A 16,993-nucleotide genomic window follows, 5' to 3' on the forward strand; every position below is an offset into this window, starting at 1 on the left:
GCCGTTCGAAGACCTGACCATGTACTCCGAAGTACTCCAGGATTCCACCTTCGACCTGATCGACGCCGGCAAACTCAGCTTCGCCTCGGGCAGCTCGATCACCTTGTCGACCCGCCGCAATGCTGACGTGTTCGGCAACCTGGAGCGCTACAAGGACAAGCTGGTACTGCGTCCGCAAGAAATCTCCAACCACCCGGAAGTAGTGCGTCGCCTGGGCATTATCGGCATCAACACCGCACTGGAGTTCGATATCTACGGCAACGTCAACTCCACCCACGTGTGCGGCACCAGGATGATGAACGGTATTGGTGGCTCGGGTGACTTTGCCCGTAATGCCCACCTGGCTGTGTTCGTCACCAAGTCGATTGCCAAAGGCGGGGCGATTTCCAGCGTGGTGCCGATGGTCAGCCATGTCGACCACACCGAGCACGACGTGGACATCCTGGTCACCGAGCAAGGCCTGGCCGACCTGCGAGGCCTGGCGCCGCGCGAGCGCGCACGGGCGATCATCGACAACTGTGTTCACCCTGACTACCGGGCGGCGCTGAACGACTACTTCGATCGCGCCTGCGAACGTGGCGGCCATACCCCGCATATCCTGCGTGAAGCACTGAGCTGGCACGAAAACCTGGAAGAAACCGGGCGCATGCTGGCTAGCTGATCCACCTCTGGTCGGGATAGCAGGGCAACACTGCTGTCCCGATAACGCTCTCTGCAGGAGCGGCTTTAATCGCCCACACCGGCACAGCCGGTGCCAGCCACCGCTTTGCGGAGTGTTCGCGACACGCCGCTCAACTCCTCAACCTAACTGCGATCATAAACTGTCCTACTGTACTGGTATTTCTACCAGCCTTTAGCTTGCCCTATCCGCCTCCAACCTCAAAACGCACCAATAATGTGCAGACCAGTACAGTTACGCCAATTTCGAGTGCAACAGTAGGGTTACACAGTTAACTGAGCCATCGTCTTTCAACAGAACTGTATCTACTGTTATGGACAAGAGAGGAGGATCATTGGCATCAGTTAAACCACTACCTAATCCCGCCATAAGCGGAAGGATGAAGCATCATGGAACGTACCCTCAGTTCCGGTCTCGTTTTTGAAAGCAACACCCAGCAATCCAACGCCTCGATGCCGCTGCGCGCATTGTCTACCCTGCTGCTGTGGCAGCGCCGCATGGCCAGCCGCCGTCAACTGGCCCGCCTGGACGCCCGCCTGCTGGCTGATGCCGGTATCAGCGAGTCGCAGCGTTACGAAGAGCTGAGCAAGCCTTTCTGGCGTTAAGCTCCGGCTTGCCGGCTTCGGCCGGCACCGCGAATTTCAAGAACCCGCTGCAGGTGACTGCAGCGGGTTTTTTGTTTTTAAGGGCGCCGGCTAGAGCGTTCCGCTCGCAACAGGTACAGTTTTATATTTTCGGATTACTACAGGTACAGTTGCTTTGCGCGCTGTTGATTAACATCCAGAAACACCGGCGCGTGATACGCTTCGCTTAACAGTCTGGTAGAACCGCTGTACAAAGCACCGAGACGCGCTATCCAGGCGTCCGATAAACAGAACACCCGACCCAAGTCCAGGAGTCCACCATCATGTCCCGTAATTACCTGATTGGCGCTGCCCTGATGCTGAGCCTGGCAGGCACTGCACACGCCACCAGCTTCGTTGTCACCACTGACGCCGTCGTTGGCGCTGTAGCCGCGTCCACCGATGCTACCTCCGATGTTTCCTCTTCGTTCCGTGACGACAAGATCGTCCAGGCCGCCCGTGACGACGCTGCCAGCTTCGTTGGCAGCCAAGGGGACATCCGCGGTGCCAAGCTGGAAAGCGCTTTCCTGCACATCCGCTCGCAAATGCCGGCCCTGCAGGCCACTGACGCGCAACTGGCCCAGGCCATCCTGGCGATCTGATCCCGGCGGAGCCATACGGCTGTGCTGGTCACCAGCACAGCCTCGCCCACCCTTGCCCCCACGTTTTCCAGTTGTTGTGGAGCCCATGCGTTATCTGTTGCCGCTGCTGTTCTCCGTCGCTGGCATGGCCAGCGCCCATGCCATGGATACCACCACGCAAAGCCTGGTCATCACCGGCTACGTCACCAGCCAGGTGACCACCGCACCGTTCGACCGCAAGCTGGTCCGCCAGGCCCGCGACGACGCCGCTGCCTTTGTCGCCAGCGACGGCCAGATCCGCGGTGCACGGCTGGAAGCAGCGCTGGAATCATTACGCCACAATTGCTCACGACACACCGTCGGTGATCTGGAACTGGCGCAGGCAATTCTCGTCCAATAGCAACAACTGACTCCCTGTATTTTTCGGAGATGCTCCATGCGTAAACCGCTGATTGCCGCTACCCTCGGCATGCTGCTGCTGGCCGACCTGGCTCAGGCACAGACCCTGGTGGCCACCAGCAACATCATCGTGCGTGCCTTTGGCCGTTCGATCGACTTCACCTCTGACACCACCACCTCGATCCGCGACTCCAAGGTAGTACGCGAAGCCCACGACGACGCTGCCAGCTTCGTCGCCAGCAATGGCGACATCCGCGGCGCCCAGCTCGAAGCGGCCTTCAACACCTTGCGCGAGCGCGTGCCAGAAGCGCGAGGCGCCAGCGACCAAGTGCTGGCCGAAGCCATTCTGGCCCTGTGAACGGCGTGCGCGCCTGGCTGCTCGGCTGCGCCCTGACGCTGCTCGGCACGCCCGCCTTGGCCGACCTGCAGCTTGAGCTGCAGGCATCTGGCCTCGACCCGCAGCAAACCCAAGCCACCCAGGCCCTCCTCGACGAGGCCCTGGGCAAGTTGCCGCCACGCTTCAAGCAACAGCTGGACCGCCGCGTGCTGGTCAGCTGGAGCGACAAGATGCCAGCAGACGCCTATGGCCAGGCCTCGCTGGTTTCCACCCTTGAACTCAATCGCAGCCTGCTGCCCGGCCTTGCCGATGGCAGCGCCGCCAGTCAACGCACCGATCGCCCCCATGGCACAGTGCGTGAAGAGCTGTTGGCCACCGTGCTGCACGAGCTGACCCATATCTACGACCGCGCCCGGCTGTGGCCCAGCGCCGAAAATTCGCTGATCGCCCGCTGCAAGCGCCAGCAAGGCACGCTGGGCAAGATCGGCCTGCGCGAGGAGTGCCGTGGCCAGGCCGAGCGGCGTTTCACCCTCAGCGACGACCCGCGCCTGCTCGACCTGGCCGGCTGGCAACAGTACGTGGGCCGGCGCGGCGAGCGCGAACAACACAATGGCCAGTTCGTGCGCAGCCCCGATAGCTACGAGCTGAGCAGCCCCAAGGAATACATCGCGGTCAACATGGAGTATTTCCTTCTCGACCCGAGCTACGGCTGCCGCCGCCCGGCGCTAAACCAGTACCTACGCGAGCACTTCGGCTGGGCTCCGCAACAGGACACCTGCGCCAAGGGCCTGCCCTTCATCAATGCCGGCAGCGACTTCGCCCGCCAGCCGCTGGGTGAAATCGACCCCGAGCGGGTCTACGAAGTGGACTATTTGCTGGCCGAAGCCAACCAGAACCTGGTCAGCCGCTGGGGCCACAGCATGCTGCGCCTGGTGATCTGCAAGCCTGGCCGGCCTCGCGGGCCGGACTGCCGCCTGGACCTCGAACAGAGCCTGGTGCTGTCGTACCGCGCCTTTGTCAACGATGTGCAGCTGTCCAGCTGGGACGGCCTGATCGGTGTCTACCCGTCGCGGCTGTTCGTGCTGCCGCTGGGCCAGGTGATCGACGAATACACCAAGACCGAGCTGCGCAGCCTGGCCTCGGTGCCTTTGAAGCTGAACCGTGAAGAAGTTGAGAACCTGGTGCGCCAGGCCGCCGAGATGCACTGGAGCTACGACGGCAACTACTGGTTCCTGTCCAACAACTGCGCGGTCGAGTCGTTGAAGCTGCTGCGCAGCGGCACCGCCAACTCACGCCTGAACGACCTCGACAGCATCATGCCCAATGGCTTGCTGGCGGTGCTCAAGGGCAGGGGGCTGGCCGATACCAGCGTGCTCGACGACCCGCGAGAGGCCCTGCGCCTGGGCTACCGCTTCGACTCCTACCGAGATCGCTACCAGGCCATGTTCGAGGTGCTGAAGAAGCAGTTGCCGATCAAGCAAGCGCTGGTGGAAGACTGGCTGGCCCAGGACGCCGAACAACGCCGCCCCTGGTTCGCCCAGGCCGACCTGCGCACCAGCGCGGCCTTGCTGCTGCTCGAGCAGGCCAGCTTGCGCCGGCAACTGCTGCTGGCCCAGGACGAGGTGAAACAGCGCTACCTGAATGCCGCCGCGCTGAAAGATGGCAGCATCAACAAAGCCGACGCGACGCTCAAGCAGATGCTTGCCAACAGCGGCTTCCTCAGCCGCCCGGCAGAATTGCTCGATGCCAAGGGCTATGGTTTGCCGCAGCCAGAGGAGCGCAAGCACCTGGAGAAGGTGAGCAGCGAGCGCCAGGCGCAGCTGTTGCGCTTGAGCACCAGCCTGGACAAGGAGGTGAGGGCGCTGCTGGAGCCTTCGCGCGCCAAGGAAATTGCCGCGGTCGAAGCCAATGTGAAGCAGATCGGCGAGCATTTACGGGCGCTGCATAAAGCCGCGGGTGGTCTGCAGTTGTAAGTATGGCTGTACCGGCACAATCCCTTACTGGATTTCGCCGTCCTCTTCTGGCAGATCCTCATCCAGATGCAACCACGGCAACCGGCTGCTTACCCAGATATGCCGGTTGGCCCGTACCCGCTCCGGGTGGTCCAGCGTCGCCACCGTCACATCGACCGTCTCCGGGCTGTGCGTGGTCACCAACGCCACATGCGCCCCGCAATGCCCACAGAAGTACCGGCTGCAACTGGCCGGCGCCACATAGCACCCCGGTTCACCTTGCAGCCACAGGAAACCTGAGCGGGGCAGGGTGAGCCAGGTCACCACCAGCCCGCCGCTCACCCGCCGGCAGATCGAGCAATGGCAATGGGCAATATCGGTCAGCTCACCCACCAACCGGTACCGCAATGCGCCGCAATGGCAGCCACCTTCGGTTACATCGTGCATCACCTACCTCTCGTCGCCTTTGCATCAGCGAAAGCTGGCTGAAAGCTTGTGCTCATAGGATAGCCCCCACTACCGGCACAAGACCGGTCAGCCAGGGCACCCGGTAAACACCGCGCCCGGCCCAATCAACAACAACAATGGTGATTCTGATGTATTCCTGTGCCCGCCTTTTCGCAGTCCCCCTTCGCATGCTCCCTGCACAGCGCCCCACGCGCTGATCCGCCCGAATCGACTTACCTTTCGCCGCGCCACGCCTGGAGTATTGCCATGCTGACCTTCCTCGGCTTTGCCATGGTCATCACCTTCATGTACCTGATCATGACCAAGCGCCTGTCGGCCTTGATCGCGCTGATCCTGGTACCGATCCTGTTCGCCCTGTTCGGCGGCTTTTCCGCCAAGATCGGCCCGATGATGCTCGAAGGCATCAGCAAGCTTGCGCCGACCGGCGTGATGCTGATGTTCGCCATCCTCTACTTTGCCCTGATGATCGACTCCGGCCTGTTCGACCCGGCCGTGCGCAAGATCCTCAAGCTGGTCAAGGGCGACCCCCTGAAAGTCTCTGTCGGTACCGCCGTGCTGGCCCTGGTGGTCTCGCTGGACGGTGACGGCGCCACCACCTACATGATCTGCTGCGCCGCCATGCTGCCGATGTACAGCCGCCTGGGCATGAGCCCGCGGATCATGGCCGGCCTGATCATTCTCGCCGGCGGGGTGATGAACATGACCCCCTGGGGTGGCCCCACAGCCCGCGCCGCCAGCGCCCTGCATGTCGACCCGTCGGACATTTTCGTGCCGATGATCCCGGCCATGCTGTTTGGCGTGCTGGCGATCCTGGCCATTGCCTACCTGTACGGCAAGCGTGAGCGGGCCCGCCTGGGCGAACTGCACCTGCCTACCGACGACATCGACCACAGCAAAATCAGCGTATCGCAGTACCCGGAAGCACGCCGGCCCAAGCTGCTGTACTTCAACGGTGCCCTGACTGCGGCGCTGATGGTGGCGCTGATTGCCGGTGTGTTGCCGCTGCCAGTGCTGTTCATGATCGCCTTCAGCATCGCCATGATCGTCAACTACCCGTGCCTGCAGCAGCAAAAGGACCGCATCGCCGCCCACGCCGGCAGCGTGCTGGCCGTGACCGGGCTGATCTTCGCCGCCGGTATCTTCACCGGTATCCTGTCGGGCACCGGCATGGTCGACGCCATGTCCAAGAGCCTGCTGGCAGTCATCCCCGAGGCACTGGGCCCGTACCTGGCGGTGATCACCGCGATCGTGAGCATGCCGTTCACCTTCTTCATGTCCAACGACGCCTTCTACTACGGCGTATTGCCGGTACTGGCCGAGGCCGCCAGCCACTACGGCATCACCCCGGTGGAAATGGCCCGTGCGTCGATCGTCGGGCAGCCGGTACACCTGCTCAGCCCCTTGGTACCCTCCACCTACTTGCTGGTGGCACTGGCCGGCATCGAGTTCGGTGACCATCAGCGCTTCACCTTGAAGTGGGCAGTGCTGGTGTGCCTGTGCATAATGCTCGCCGCATTGCTGATGGGCATTTTTCCGCTGTTCAGTAGTCTTTAATAAACGCGTATTACCTACCGCGACGCGCCCTGGTTAGGGCGCGTTGCCATTACCGCTTGAAGGAAAACACATGGAATGGCTGACCAGCCCGGAAATCTGGGTTGCCTTTTTTACCCTTACCGCGCTTGAGATCGTGCTCGGCATCGACAACATCATCATGATCTCGATCCTGGTCAGCCGCATGCCCAAGCACATGCAGCCTCGCACCCGGATCTTCGGCCTGGCCCTGGCCATGGTCACCCGCATCATGCTGTTGCTGTCGATCACCTGGGTCATGCGGCTTACCGCCGACCTGTTCGTGGTGTTCGGCGAGGGCATCTCCGGACGTGACCTGATCCTGTTCTTCGGTGGCCTGTTCCTGTTGTGGAAAAGCTCGCAGGAGATCTACCACGGCCTGGAGGGCGAGGACGAAAACGCCGACACGCCCAAAGGCGCAGGTGGCAAGTTCTTCTACACCATCATCCAGATCGCCATCATCGATATCGTGTTCTCGCTGGACTCGGTGATCACGGCGGTGGGCATGGTTTCCCACGTACCAGTGATGATCGCAGCCATCGTCGTGGCTGTGCTGGTGATGATGCTGTGCGCCGGTGCCATCAGCAACTTCATCGACAAACACCCGTCGCTGAAGATGCTCGCGCTTTCGTTCCTGATCGTGGTGGGTACCGTACTGATCGCCGAGGCTTTCGACGTGCATGTGCCGAAAGGCTACGTCTACTTCGCCATGGCCTTCTCGCTGGCGGTAGAGGCCATCAACATCCGCATGCGCACTGCGCTGGCCCGCAAGGACGGCAAGGAGCAAGACCCGGTGAAACTGCGCAAGGACATCCCGGGTCAGTAAGATCACGGAGCGCAGCATCTTGAGGGCCCTTCGGGGCCCTTTTCATTTTTGCCGTGTTTCAAATGGAAGACCTTCGTGCGAAGCTGGCGACAGCTGTGCAAAACAACTAAAGCTTTGAGTGAGCACTGAAAATTCTTCAACCGCTCACGCTTCTTCTCTTGGCCCGCTGGGCCTATGCAACAGGGGGCCTTCGCCATGCTGACCCTGCTCAACCTGCTTTCAGCCGTGACACTTCTGGTCTGGGGCACCCATATCGTGCGTACCGGCATCCTCCGGGTATTCGGCTCGGACCTGCGGCGCATCATCAGCCAGAACATGAACAAGCGACCGCTTGCGTTCATTGCCGGCATCCTCGTCACCGCCATGGTGCAGAGCAGTAACGCCACCGCCATGCTGGTCACCTCATTCGTCGGCCAGGGCCTGATGGCCATGACCCCGGCGCTGGCGATCATGCTCGGGGCCGATGTGGGTACCGCGCTGATGGCCCGAGTACTGACCTTCGACCTGTCCTGGCTGTCGCCGCTGCTGATCTTCCTGGGAGTCATCTTCTTTCTCTCGCGCAAGCAGACGCGCGCCGGGCAACTGGGCCGGGTAGGCATAGGGCTTGGCCTGATCATCCTGGCACTGGAGCTGATCGTGCAGGCAGCTGCGCCGATCACCCATGCCCAAGGGGTAAAAGTACTGTTCGCGTCACTGACCGGCGACATTCTGCTCGATGCCCTGGTCGGCGCACTGTTCGCCATGGTTTCCTATTCCAGCCTCGCCGCCGTGCTGCTCACCGCGACGCTGGCCGGCGCCGAAGTGATCAGTCTGCCGGTAGCCATCGGCCTGGTGGTCGGCGCCAACATCGGCAGCGGTCTGCTGGCCTTCATCAGCACCAGCATGCAGAACGCCGCCGGGCGGCGAGTCGCCCTGGGCAGCCTGCTGTACAAGCTGATCGGCCTGCTACTGATAATCCCGGTACTGCATCCGCTGGTCGAATGGATGGACTCGCTGAGTTTCAGCCCGCAGGAACTGGTCATCGGCTTCCACCTGCTCTACAACACGCTGCGCTGCGTGATCATGCTGCCCACGGTCAAGCCCATGGGCCGGCTGTGCAACAGCCTGTTGCCGGAGCGGGAAGCCAGCAATGGCCAGGTGCGCCCGCGCCACCTCGACACCTCGGCGCTGGAAACGCCCAGCCTGGCACTGGCCAACGCCGCGCGCGAAACCCTGCGCCTGGGCGATATCGTCGACAACCTGCTCGAAGCCATGCTCGGCGCTTTGCGCGGCACCCAGACCGCGTTGCCGCAGCAGGTCCGCGCCCTGGGCGAGGATGCCGAAGCCCTCTACAGCGCGATCAAGCTGTACCTGGCGCAGATGTCGCGCGAAGACCTCAGCGAACAGGACAACCGCCGCTGGGCCGAAATCATCGAACTGGCAATCAACCTCAAGCTGGCCTGCGACCTGATCGAACGGATGCTGCGCAAGGTCCAGCAGCAGAAAACCAGTCAGCGCCGCGACTTTTCCCAGGTGGGGCTGGAAGAGCTGACCGGCCTGCAGGAACAATTGCTGGCCAACTTGCGCCTGGGCCTGTCGGTGTTCCTCAGTGCCGATCCGGAAAGCGCCCGTTTGCTGCTGCGCGAAAAACGCCGTTTCCGCGCCCAGGAACGGCGGCTTGCCCACGCCCATGTCAGCCGCCTGCAACGCAAGGTGGTGCAAAGCATCGAGACCAGTTCGCTACACTTGGAGCTGATCGCCGACATGAAGCGGTTGAACTCTTTGTTCTGTAGCAGTGCCTATGTGGTACTGGGCGGCTCGGACACGGGCGGGCTGATGCTCGACAGCGTGCCGGACGAAGCCCGATTGCCGTGATTTCTCCACCCGAGGACCTAAGCTCGCCCATGCGTTGCCTGATGTTCGTTTGCCTGCTGATCTGCAGCCTGCCCTCACTGGCCCTCGACCGCTCGCGGGTTGAGGGTTACTTGTTGCCCAACGGCCTGCAGGTCATCCTGAAAGACGGTTACGAGCGTGACCATGTGGCGATTCGCCTGGTGGTCGGGGTTGGCCTGGATGACTTTGACTGCGCGCAGAAAGAGCTGCCGCACCTGCTTGAGCACCTGCTGTTCAGCGGCATCGACGAAACCGGCGAAGGAGGCCTGGAAGAACGCCTGCAAGCACTGGGTGGCGAGTGGAATGCCTTTACCAGCAGCGCCGATACCACCTTCGTCATCGAGGCCCCGGCGCGTAATCAGCGCAAGGTACTGGACCTGCTGCTGGCGGTGATTCGCGACACCCGCATCGATGCCAAGGCCCTGGCCACCGCCAAGCGCATTATCGAGCGTGAGGATGGCGGCCATTATGGCCACCTGCAGCGCTGGCTCGACCGCCAGGACATCGGCCACCCCGCCAGCGACCAACTGGCCACCGAGCTGGGCCTGAAGTGCCCGGAACGCTCCGATGTCGACGACATGACCCTGGAGCAGGTACAAGCCTTGCGCGAGCACTGGTACGCGGCCAACAACATGACCCTGATCCTGGTCGGTGGCCTCGATCGCCTGCTGCCGGCCTACCTCGAGCGGACCTTTGGCGAGCTGCCGGCAACCGAGCCGGAAGAACGTCGCAACCTGGAAAGCATCACCCATCAGGCCGAGCAACGCCGCGACCTAAGCCGCGGCTGGCTGGGCGACAGCGTGAAGCTGCACTGGCTGTTCATCGAGCCGGTGCTGGACAACGACCACCAGGCCACCCTCGACCTGCTCTCGCGCTACCTTGACTGGGCGCTGTATGACCAGCTGCGCCTGCGCAACGGGCTGTCCTATGGCCCGTCGGTGCAACGCGAAAGCTTCGGCGACACCGGCCTGCTCAGCCTCAATGCCGACCTGGAACGTGACGATGTCGACAAGGCGGTCCAAGTCATGCAGGCGCTGTTCGACCACCTGCGCAAGGACGGCCTCGACCCGGACACCTTTGCCCGCATCAAGTACGCCAGCGCAGCCAAGGAAAGCTGGAGCACCCAGGGCAATAGCGCGCTGGCCGACTACTACTGGGGCGCGCTGAACGACTACACGGACGGGCGTTTTGCCAACCCGGTGCGCAAACTGCGCCAGGTCAGCCTGGAGCAGGCCAATGCGGCGTTGAAAGAGCTGCTCAAGGAACAGGGCTATGTGCGCATCGAGAAGCCGCTGTTGGGTTATGACGAGCTCTATGGGCTGGTCGCCTTGCTGGTCGGGCTGATTCTGGCTGCGGGCCTGTTGCGTTGGCGCCGCCAGGGCCCTCAACGGCCCAGTGGTGCTACACGGAAGCGGTGAATCGGCGGTATCCTTTTGCCAGTACCGGCCTCTTCGTGGGGTAACTCGCTCCTGCGCCACCTGCAGGGGCGGGTTTACCCGCGAAGGGGCCGGCACAGCCACCTCCTTCTTTGTTGTAGCCCCCAATGCCCCAGATCCCCCGCATCGTCCAGCGCATCATCGAACTGCTCAAACGCTACCCCGGCATCATCGCGCTCGGCGGTTTTCTCTCCGGCGTCGGCAGCTTCATCCTGGTTGACCGCCAAGCCGGCCTGGCCAGCTGGGTGGCCGTGCTCATGCTGGTCAGCTGGGTCTGGCTGATGCTGGAAAACACCCTCACCGGCCTGTTCGCTCGTACCTTCAACCGCGAAATCCCACAGCCACTGTTGCGCTATGCGACGCAGATGATCCACCAGGAAACGCTGTTTTTCGTGCTGCCGTTCTTCTTCATCACCACCACCTGGAACAGCAGCCAACTGGTGTTCACCGGGCTGCTGGGTGCCGCCGGGCTGGTTTCGATCATCGACCCGCTGTACTACAAGTGGCTGGCACCGCGGCGCTGGCTGTTCCTGGCATTGCACACCCTGACCCTGTTCGCCGCACTGCTGACCGCGCTGCCGATCATCCTGCACCTGACCACCGCGCAGAGCTTCAAGCTGGCCTTGATCACGGCGATGGCCTTGTCGTTCCCCAGCCTGGCGAGCAGCTTTCCGGTCAACAGCTGGCGCCGCGGCGTGGCTCTGGTGCTGGTGACCTTGTCGGTCGGCGCCGGCGGCTGGCTGCTGCGTTCCTGGGTGCCGCCAGCAACTTTATGGATGACCGAGGTGGCAGTGAGCACCGAAGTACTCAACCGCCAGCCTGGCGATTCGCTGGACGAAATCGCTGCCAGCCGCATCCGCAGCAGCGGGCTGTATGCCTACACCGCAATCAACGCGCCACGCGGCCTGAACGAGCGCATCTACCACGTGTGGCAGAAAGACGGTAAGGAAGTCGACCGCATTGCCCTGGACATCCATGGCGGGCGCAAGGAAGGCTACCGGGCCTGGACCCACAAGCAGAACTTCCCGCCCAACCCGGCGGGCAAGTGGCAGGTGAGGGTGCTGACCGAGGACGGGCAGGTGATTGGCGTGTTGCGCTTCAAGGTGGTCGACGACAACCCGACACAATGATTGAAAGGGGCTGCTTTGCGGCCCCAGCCCCTTCTAGACAGCACATAATCACCAAACAGCCCATGCCCGCTGCGCTATGATCAGCCCCTAAGCCTTAGCGCCGAGTCAATCGCATGGAGCCAATGACCACCCCCAGCGCCACCCTGGATACCAGCAGCCAGCCGGCTTGCCTGCGCATTACCGGTGACTGGACCCTGGCGCATTACGCCAGCCTCAAGCGCGAAAGCGAGCGCCTGCGCGCGCAATCCAGTACCGATACTGTTGCCGACCTCAGCCAGCTAGGCCGCCTGGACACCGCCGGCGCCTCGTTGCTGGCCGAACTGCTCGGCTCCGAGCGCCTGTCGCGCTGCACGGACGAGCTGCCCGAAGCCAGCCGCGCGTTGCTCAAGAACGTCTATTGCTCGGTCCAGGACTACTGTATTCCGGTCAAGGAGCCAGAGCGCAACGTGCTGCTGCTACTGCTGGAGCGCATCGGCCGCGCCGTCGGCACGCTGTGGCAAGACACCATGCAGTTGCTCGGCTTTATCGGTGTGATCCTCGAGACCGTGCTGCGCCGTGCCTTGCAACCCCATCGCTGGCGCTTGACCCCGGTCGTGGCGCACATCGAACAGACCGGCCTGGACGCCGCACCCATCGTCGCCCTGCTGACTTTTCTGGTCGGCGCAGTGGTGGCCTTCCTGGGTGCCACGGTACTGGCCGACTTTGGCGCAACCGTGTTCACCGTCGACCTGGTGGCATTCTCGTTCCTGCGCGAATTCGCCGTACTGCTCACCGCCATCCTGATGGCCGGGCGCACCGCCAGCGCCTTCACCGCGCAGATCGGCTCGATGAAGGCCAATGAAGAAATCGACGCCATCCGCACCCTGGGCCTGAACCCCATGGAGCTGCTGGTAGTGCCACGGGTGCTGGCCCTGCTTATTTCGCTGCCCTTGCTAACCTTCCTGGCGATGATCTGCGGCATCGTCGGCGGCGCGGTGGTGTGTGCCCTGTCGCTGGGCATTTCACCGGCCATGTTCCTGTCGTTGCTGCAAAGCGACATCGGTGTGCAGCACTTCCTGGTCGGCCTGGCCAAGGCGCCGTTCTTCGCTTTCCTGATCGCCGCCATCGGCTGCCTGGAAGGCTTCAAGGTCAGCGGCAGCGCCGAATCGGTAGGCGCGCACACCACCTCAGCGGTAGTGCAGTCGATTTTCGTGGTCATCGTGCTGGATGCGGTGGCCGCCTTGTTCTTCATGGAGATGGGCTGGTGAGTGGCAAGGAAACCGTGATCGAGGCCCGCGACATCTGCAACCGTTTCGGTCGTCAGGTTGTGCATGAAAACCTGGACCTGGACCTGTATCGCGGCGAGATCCTGGCCGTGGTCGGCGGCTCAGGCAGTGGCAAATCGGTACTGCTGCGCAGCATCATCGGCCTGCGCCGGCCCAATGAGGGGCAGATCAAGGTATTCGGCCAGGACCTTGTCGGCCTCGGTGAACAGCAGCGCTCGCTGGTTGAACGGCGCTTTGGCGTATTGTTCCAGAAGGGCGCGCTGTTCTCTTCGCTGACGGTGACCGAGAACGTGGCCTTGCCACTGATCGAGCATGCAGGGCTGTCCCGCGCCGATGCCGAACACCTGGCCGGGGTGAAGCTGGCCTTGGCCGGGCTGCCGATCTCGGCCGCCGACAAGTACCCGTCCTCGCTGTCAGGGGGCATGATCAAGCGCGCGGCGCTGGCCAGGGCCCTGGCACTGGACCCCGATATCCTGTTCCTCGACGAGCCCACCGCCGGCCTGGACCCGATCGGCGCCGCTGCATTCGACCAGTTGATCCTGACCTTGCGCGACGCCCTGGGCCTGTCAGTGTTCCTCATCACCCACGACCTCGACACCCTGTACACCATCACCGACCGCATCGCGGTGCTGTCGCAGAAAAAGGTCCTGGTGGCCGGCCCGCTGGCCGAGGTCGAACAGACCAACGACGCCTGGATTCAAGAATACTTTCACGGCCCCCGCGGGCGCGCAGCCGAACAGGCTGCCACCCGTGCCGGGCAGGAGCGCTGAGCAATGGAAACCCGAGCCCATCACGTTCTTATCGGCCTGGTCACCGTTCTGGTAGTGGCTGGCGCCATGCTGTTCGGCCTGTGGCTGGCCAAGTCCAGCGTCGACGACGCTTTCAAGGATTACGAAGTGGTATTCAACGAGGCGGTGTCCGGCCTGTCGCGCGGCAGCCCGGTGCAGTACAACGGCATCAAGGTCGGTGACGTGTCCACCTTGCGCCTGGACCCGAAAGACCCACGCCGGGTACTGGCACGGGTGCGCCTGAGCGGCGACACCCCGGTAAAGGAAGATACCCAGGCCAAGCTCACCCTGGCCGGTGTTACCGGGAACTCGTTCATCCAGCTCAGCGGCGGCACCCCGCAAAGCCCGGAACTGAAAGGCAAGGATGGCAAGCTGCCGGTGATCATTGCATCACCCTCGCCAATCTCGCGCCTGCTCAATGACAGCAGCGACCTGGTGACCAATATCAACCTGCTGCTGCACAACGCCAACCAGATGTTCTCCGAGGACAACATCGGCCACCTCAGCAACACGCTGGCCAACCTCGACAAGACCACCGGCGCCTTCGCCGGCCAGCACGGCAGCATCGGCGAGGCCATCGAACAGCTGGTGCAGGTGGGCAAGCAGGCCAGCGCCACCCTGGCAGAAACACAAACGCTGATGCGCAATGCCAACGGCCTGCTGGGCACCCAGGGCAAACAGGCCATCGGCAGCGCCGAGCAGGCCATGCAGTCGCTGGCTGAAAGCACCGCCACCATCAACAGCCTGCTCAAGAACAACAGCGAGGCTATCGGCGACGGTGCCCAGGGCCTCAACCAGCTGACCCCAGCCATTCGCGAACTGCGCGAAACCCTCAACGCGCTCAAGGGCATTTCCCGGCAACTGGAGGCCGACCCCAGCGGCTACCTGCTCGGCCGCGACAACAACAAGGAGTTCCAGCCATGAAACCGTCGCTGCGCCTGCTGGCCCTGGCGGCCGCCCTGAGCCTGGCCAGTGCCTGCTCTATCCTGCCGCAGGCCGAACCTGTCGACCTCTACCGCCTGCCGGTGAACCAGGCCAGCCGCACCGTGGCGCCGCTGGACTGGTCGTTGCGCCTGAACAAACCACTGGCCAGCGAAGCGCTGGCCGGTCCGCGGATTGCCGTGATTCCGCAGGGCGATGTGATCAGCAGCTACAAGGGCGCCCGCTGGAGCGACGCGGTGCCGGTACTGCTGCGCAACCGCCTGCTCGACGGTTTCCAGCGGGACGGCCAGGTACAGCGGCTGAGCGCCGACGACAGCAACCTGCAGGCCGACTACGAGCTGGCGGGTGAGCTGCAGGCGTTCCAGAGTGAATACCGCCCGGACGGAACGGTGGAGGTGGTGATCCGCTACGACGCGCGCCTGGTGCAGGGCCGCACCCAGCGTATCCTCGCCAGCAAGCGCTTCGAAGTGCGCCAGCCGCTGGCCGACAGGCAAGTTTCAGCGGTGGTCGCCGGGTTCGGCTCGGCCAGCGACCAGTTGGTGGGGCAAGTGGTGGGATGGACCGTCACCCAGACCAATCAGGTGCCACGGCAGGCTCAGGCAAAGAACCAGTAGCAGACGAAGATCGCCGCGATCACCCCGGACAGCTCGGCCAGCAGTGCGCAACCAACCGCGTGGCGCACGCGCTGGATACCGACCGCGCCAAAGTACACCGCCAGCACATAGAAGGTGGTCTCGGTACTGCCTTGCACCGTCGCCGCTACCAGGGCCGGAAAACTGTCCACGCCCTGTGTCTGCATGGTCTCGATCAGCATCGCGCGCGCCGCGCTGCCGGAAAACGGCTTCACCAGCGCCGTGGGCAGGCCCTCGACGAAGCGGGTATCCAGGCCCATCCAGCCGACGGCATGGCGGATACCGTCCAGGGCCAGCTCCAGGGCGCCTGAAGCGCGCAGCACACCGACCGCCACCAGCATCGCCACCAGGTAGGGCAACAGGTTTTTGGCCACGTCGAAGCCTTCCTTGGCGCCTTCGACAAAGGCTTCATACACCTTCACCCGCTTCAAGGCGCCAATCACCAGGAACAACATGATCACGCCAAACAGCGTGAGGTTGCCCAGGATCGACGACAGGCTGGCCAGCGCAGCGGCCGACAATGTGCCGAGAAACGCCATGAAGCCACCCAGCAGCAAGGCGCCGGGGATGAAATAGGCAAGCACCACCGGGTCCCACAGGCGCAGGCGCTGCATTACCGCGACCGACAGCAGGCCGACCAGGGTCGAGACACTGGTGGCCAGCAGAATCGGCAGGAACACCATGGTCGGGTCCGGCGCCCCTTGCTGGGCCCGGTACATGAAGATGGTCACCGGCAGCAGGGTCAGCGATGAAGCGTTGAGCACCAGGAACAGGATCTGCGCGTTGCTCGCCGTGGTGCTGCTGGGGTTCAGCTCCTGCAGCGCGCGCATGGCCTTGAGGCCAATCGGGGTGGCGGCGTTGTCCAGGCCCAGGCCGTTGGCAGCGAAGTTCATGGTGATCAGGCCCAGGGCCGGGTGGCCGGGCGGCACTTCCGGCATCAGGCGGGCGAATAACGGGCCCAGCACCTTGGCCAGCCATTCGACGATGCCGGCCTTTTCGGCAATCTTCAGAAAGCCCAGCCACAGGGTCAGCGTGCCGAACAGCAACACCATCACCTCGACCGACAGCTTGGCCATGGCGAAGATGCTTTCGACCATTGAGGCGAAGATACCGGCATTGCCACCAATCACCCATTGGGCCAGGGCAGACACCGCCGCCACCAGGAAAAAGCCGAGCCAAAGGCCGTTGAGCATCCGCGTGTTCCCCCTGAAAAATGCCCGAATGATAGCGGAAGTTGCCTGCACCGGCCTCATCGCCGGCAAGTCAGCTCCCACAGGGGTATCACAAGGGCCGAGGCCAGCGGGTTACCGGTTGGAGCTGGCTTGCCGGCGATAGGGCCGGTGCAGGCCCCCGTGATCCTTACAGATATCGAGTAGGAGGCGGGCTCACACCCGCCGTCCTCTCACACCACCGTGCGTACGGTTCCGTACACGGCGGTTCAAGCTATGCGGCTAAGCCGGTTGATCGTATCCAGTATCGAGACCAGTCCGAGTC

Annotated in this window: 17 protein-coding genes; 15 read left to right on the forward strand and 2 right to left on the reverse strand. The window is 63.1% G+C overall.

Going from position 1 to position 16,993, the window contains the following annotated elements:
• The 6 genes from HP547_RS16605 to HP547_RS16630 form a co-directional block, all read left to right on the forward strand.
• Positions 1 to 661, forward strand: a 661-nt coding sequence (locus HP547_RS16605; RefSeq protein WP_306140511.1) for an acetyl-CoA hydrolase/transferase C-terminal domain-containing protein, incomplete at its 5' end; no start/stop codon positions are given.
• A gap of 407 nt (positions 662 to 1,068) precedes the next feature.
• A complete protein-coding gene (locus tag HP547_RS16610; protein WP_172221798.1) occupies positions 1,069 to 1,284 on the forward strand; it encodes a DUF1127 domain-containing protein in 216 nt (71 codons plus the stop codon).
• A gap of 302 nt (positions 1,285 to 1,586) precedes the next feature.
• Complete coding sequence (locus HP547_RS16615; RefSeq protein WP_172221801.1) at positions 1,587 to 1,904, forward strand: DUF2388 domain-containing protein; 318 nt, start codon at positions 1,587 to 1,589, stop codon at positions 1,902 to 1,904.
• A gap of 85 nt (positions 1,905 to 1,989) precedes the next feature.
• Positions 1,990 to 2,283 carry a DUF2388 domain-containing protein gene (locus HP547_RS16620; protein ID WP_172221804.1) on the forward strand — a complete coding sequence of 98 codons (294 nt, stop codon included), beginning with the start codon at positions 1,990 to 1,992 and terminating at the stop codon, positions 2,281 to 2,283.
• A 36-nt stretch (positions 2,284 to 2,319) separates the two neighbouring features.
• On the forward strand, positions 2,320 to 2,640 hold the full coding sequence (locus tag HP547_RS16625) for a DUF2388 domain-containing protein (protein ID WP_012316830.1): 321 nt from the start codon (positions 2,320 to 2,322) through the stop codon (positions 2,638 to 2,640).
• Complete coding sequence (locus HP547_RS16630) at positions 2,637 to 4,592, forward strand: DUF4105 domain-containing protein (RefSeq protein WP_172221807.1); 1,956 nt, start codon at positions 2,637 to 2,639, stop codon at positions 4,590 to 4,592. The genes HP547_RS16625 and HP547_RS16630 overlap by 4 nt, the downstream gene beginning before the upstream one ends.
• Positions 4,593 to 4,616: 24 nt before the next feature.
• Here HP547_RS16630 and HP547_RS16635 read toward each other — a convergent pair whose 3' ends face one another.
• Positions 4,617 to 5,018, reverse strand: coding sequence for a GFA family protein (locus tag HP547_RS16635; protein ID WP_172286865.1), 402 nt, complete (start codon positions 5,016 to 5,018; stop codon positions 4,617 to 4,619).
• Positions 5,019 to 5,285: 267 nt separating this feature from the next.
• Here HP547_RS16635 and HP547_RS16640 point away from each other — a divergent pair, with 267 nt between their 5' ends.
• The 9 genes from HP547_RS16640 (at position 5,286) to HP547_RS16680 (ending at position 15,481) form a co-directional block, all read left to right on the forward strand.
• On the forward strand, positions 5,286 to 6,593 hold the full coding sequence (locus tag HP547_RS16640; RefSeq protein ID WP_172221813.1) for a CitMHS family transporter: 1,308 nt from the start codon (positions 5,286 to 5,288) through the stop codon (positions 6,591 to 6,593).
• Positions 6,594 to 6,663: 70 nt separating this feature from the next.
• On the forward strand, positions 6,664 to 7,434 hold the full coding sequence (locus HP547_RS16645; protein ID WP_172221816.1) for a TerC family protein: 771 nt from the start codon (positions 6,664 to 6,666) through the stop codon (positions 7,432 to 7,434).
• A gap of 195 nt (positions 7,435 to 7,629) precedes the next feature.
• Complete coding sequence (locus HP547_RS16650) at positions 7,630 to 9,288, forward strand: Na/Pi cotransporter family protein (protein ID WP_172221819.1); 1,659 nt, start codon at positions 7,630 to 7,632, stop codon at positions 9,286 to 9,288.
• A gap of 29 nt (positions 9,289 to 9,317) precedes the next feature.
• On the forward strand, positions 9,318 to 10,724 hold the full coding sequence (locus tag HP547_RS16655) for a pitrilysin family protein (protein WP_172221822.1): 1,407 nt from the start codon (positions 9,318 to 9,320) through the stop codon (positions 10,722 to 10,724).
• Between the two features lie 125 nt (positions 10,725 to 10,849).
• On the forward strand, positions 10,850 to 11,872 hold the full coding sequence (locus HP547_RS16660; RefSeq protein ID WP_172221825.1) for a DUF5924 family protein: 1,023 nt from the start codon (positions 10,850 to 10,852) through the stop codon (positions 11,870 to 11,872).
• Between the two features lie 113 nt (positions 11,873 to 11,985).
• A complete protein-coding gene (locus tag HP547_RS16665) occupies positions 11,986 to 13,119 on the forward strand; it encodes an ABC transporter permease (RefSeq protein ID WP_172221828.1) in 1,134 nt (377 codons plus the stop codon).
• Positions 13,116 to 13,907, forward strand: coding sequence for an ATP-binding cassette domain-containing protein (locus tag HP547_RS16670; RefSeq protein WP_172286866.1), 792 nt, complete (start codon positions 13,116 to 13,118; stop codon positions 13,905 to 13,907). The genes HP547_RS16665 and HP547_RS16670 overlap by 4 nt, the downstream gene beginning before the upstream one ends.
• A 3-nt stretch (positions 13,908 to 13,910) precedes the next feature.
• Positions 13,911 to 14,849 (forward strand): MlaD family protein, encoded by a 939-nt coding sequence (locus HP547_RS16675; protein WP_172221834.1) that lies wholly within the window; start codon positions 13,911 to 13,913, stop codon positions 14,847 to 14,849.
• Positions 14,846 to 15,481 carry an ABC-type transport auxiliary lipoprotein family protein gene (locus HP547_RS16680; protein WP_172221836.1) on the forward strand — a complete coding sequence of 212 codons (636 nt, stop codon included), beginning with the start codon at positions 14,846 to 14,848 and terminating at the stop codon, positions 15,479 to 15,481. Before HP547_RS16675 ends, HP547_RS16680 begins: the two co-directional genes overlap by 4 nt.
• Here the strand turns inward: HP547_RS16680 and HP547_RS16685 are convergent.
• Entirely contained in the window at positions 15,463 to 16,692 is a 1,230-nt protein-coding gene (locus tag HP547_RS16685) for a nucleoside recognition domain-containing protein (RefSeq protein ID WP_172286867.1), read from the reverse strand. The genes HP547_RS16680 and HP547_RS16685 overlap by 19 nt on opposite strands.
• Between the last annotated feature and the right edge of the window lie 301 nt (positions 16,693 to 16,993).

This window comes from Pseudomonas sp. CM27, from assembly GCF_013179515.1.
In the GTDB taxonomy this organism is placed as follows: domain Bacteria; phylum Pseudomonadota; class Gammaproteobacteria; order Pseudomonadales; family Pseudomonadaceae; genus Aquipseudomonas.

Coding starts and splice junctions, on each gene's coding strand:
- HP547_RS16675 (WP_172221834.1), top strand. CDS start 13,911: ATGGAAACCCGAGCCCATCACGTTCTTATCGGCCTGGTCACCGTTCTG.
- HP547_RS16650 (WP_172221819.1), top strand. CDS start 7,630: ATGCTGACCCTGCTCAACCTGCTTTCAGCCGTGACACTTCTGGTCTGG.
- HP547_RS16620 (WP_172221804.1), top strand. CDS start 1,990: ATGCGTTATCTGTTGCCGCTGCTGTTCTCCGTCGCTGGCATGGCCAGC.
- HP547_RS16665 (WP_172221828.1), top strand. CDS start 11,986: ATGGAGCCAATGACCACCCCCAGCGCCACCCTGGATACCAGCAGCCAG.
- HP547_RS16615 (WP_172221801.1), top strand. CDS start 1,587: ATGTCCCGTAATTACCTGATTGGCGCTGCCCTGATGCTGAGCCTGGCA.
- HP547_RS16625 (WP_012316830.1), top strand. CDS start 2,320: ATGCGTAAACCGCTGATTGCCGCTACCCTCGGCATGCTGCTGCTGGCC.
- HP547_RS16635 (WP_172286865.1), bottom strand. CDS start 5,018: ATGCACGATGTAACCGAAGGTGGCTGCCATTGCGGCGCATTGCGGTAC.
- HP547_RS16655 (WP_172221822.1), top strand. CDS start 9,318: ATGCGTTGCCTGATGTTCGTTTGCCTGCTGATCTGCAGCCTGCCCTCA.
- HP547_RS16645 (WP_172221816.1), top strand. CDS start 6,664: ATGGAATGGCTGACCAGCCCGGAAATCTGGGTTGCCTTTTTTACCCTT.
- HP547_RS16640 (WP_172221813.1), top strand. CDS start 5,286: ATGCTGACCTTCCTCGGCTTTGCCATGGTCATCACCTTCATGTACCTG.
- HP547_RS16660 (WP_172221825.1), top strand. CDS start 10,850: ATGCCCCAGATCCCCCGCATCGTCCAGCGCATCATCGAACTGCTCAAA.
- HP547_RS16685 (WP_172286867.1), bottom strand. CDS start 16,692: ATGCTCAACGGCCTTTGGCTCGGCTTTTTCCTGGTGGCGGCGGTGTCT.
- HP547_RS16680 (WP_172221836.1), top strand. CDS start 14,846: ATGAAACCGTCGCTGCGCCTGCTGGCCCTGGCGGCCGCCCTGAGCCTG.
- HP547_RS16610 (WP_172221798.1), top strand. CDS start 1,069: ATGGAACGTACCCTCAGTTCCGGTCTCGTTTTTGAAAGCAACACCCAG.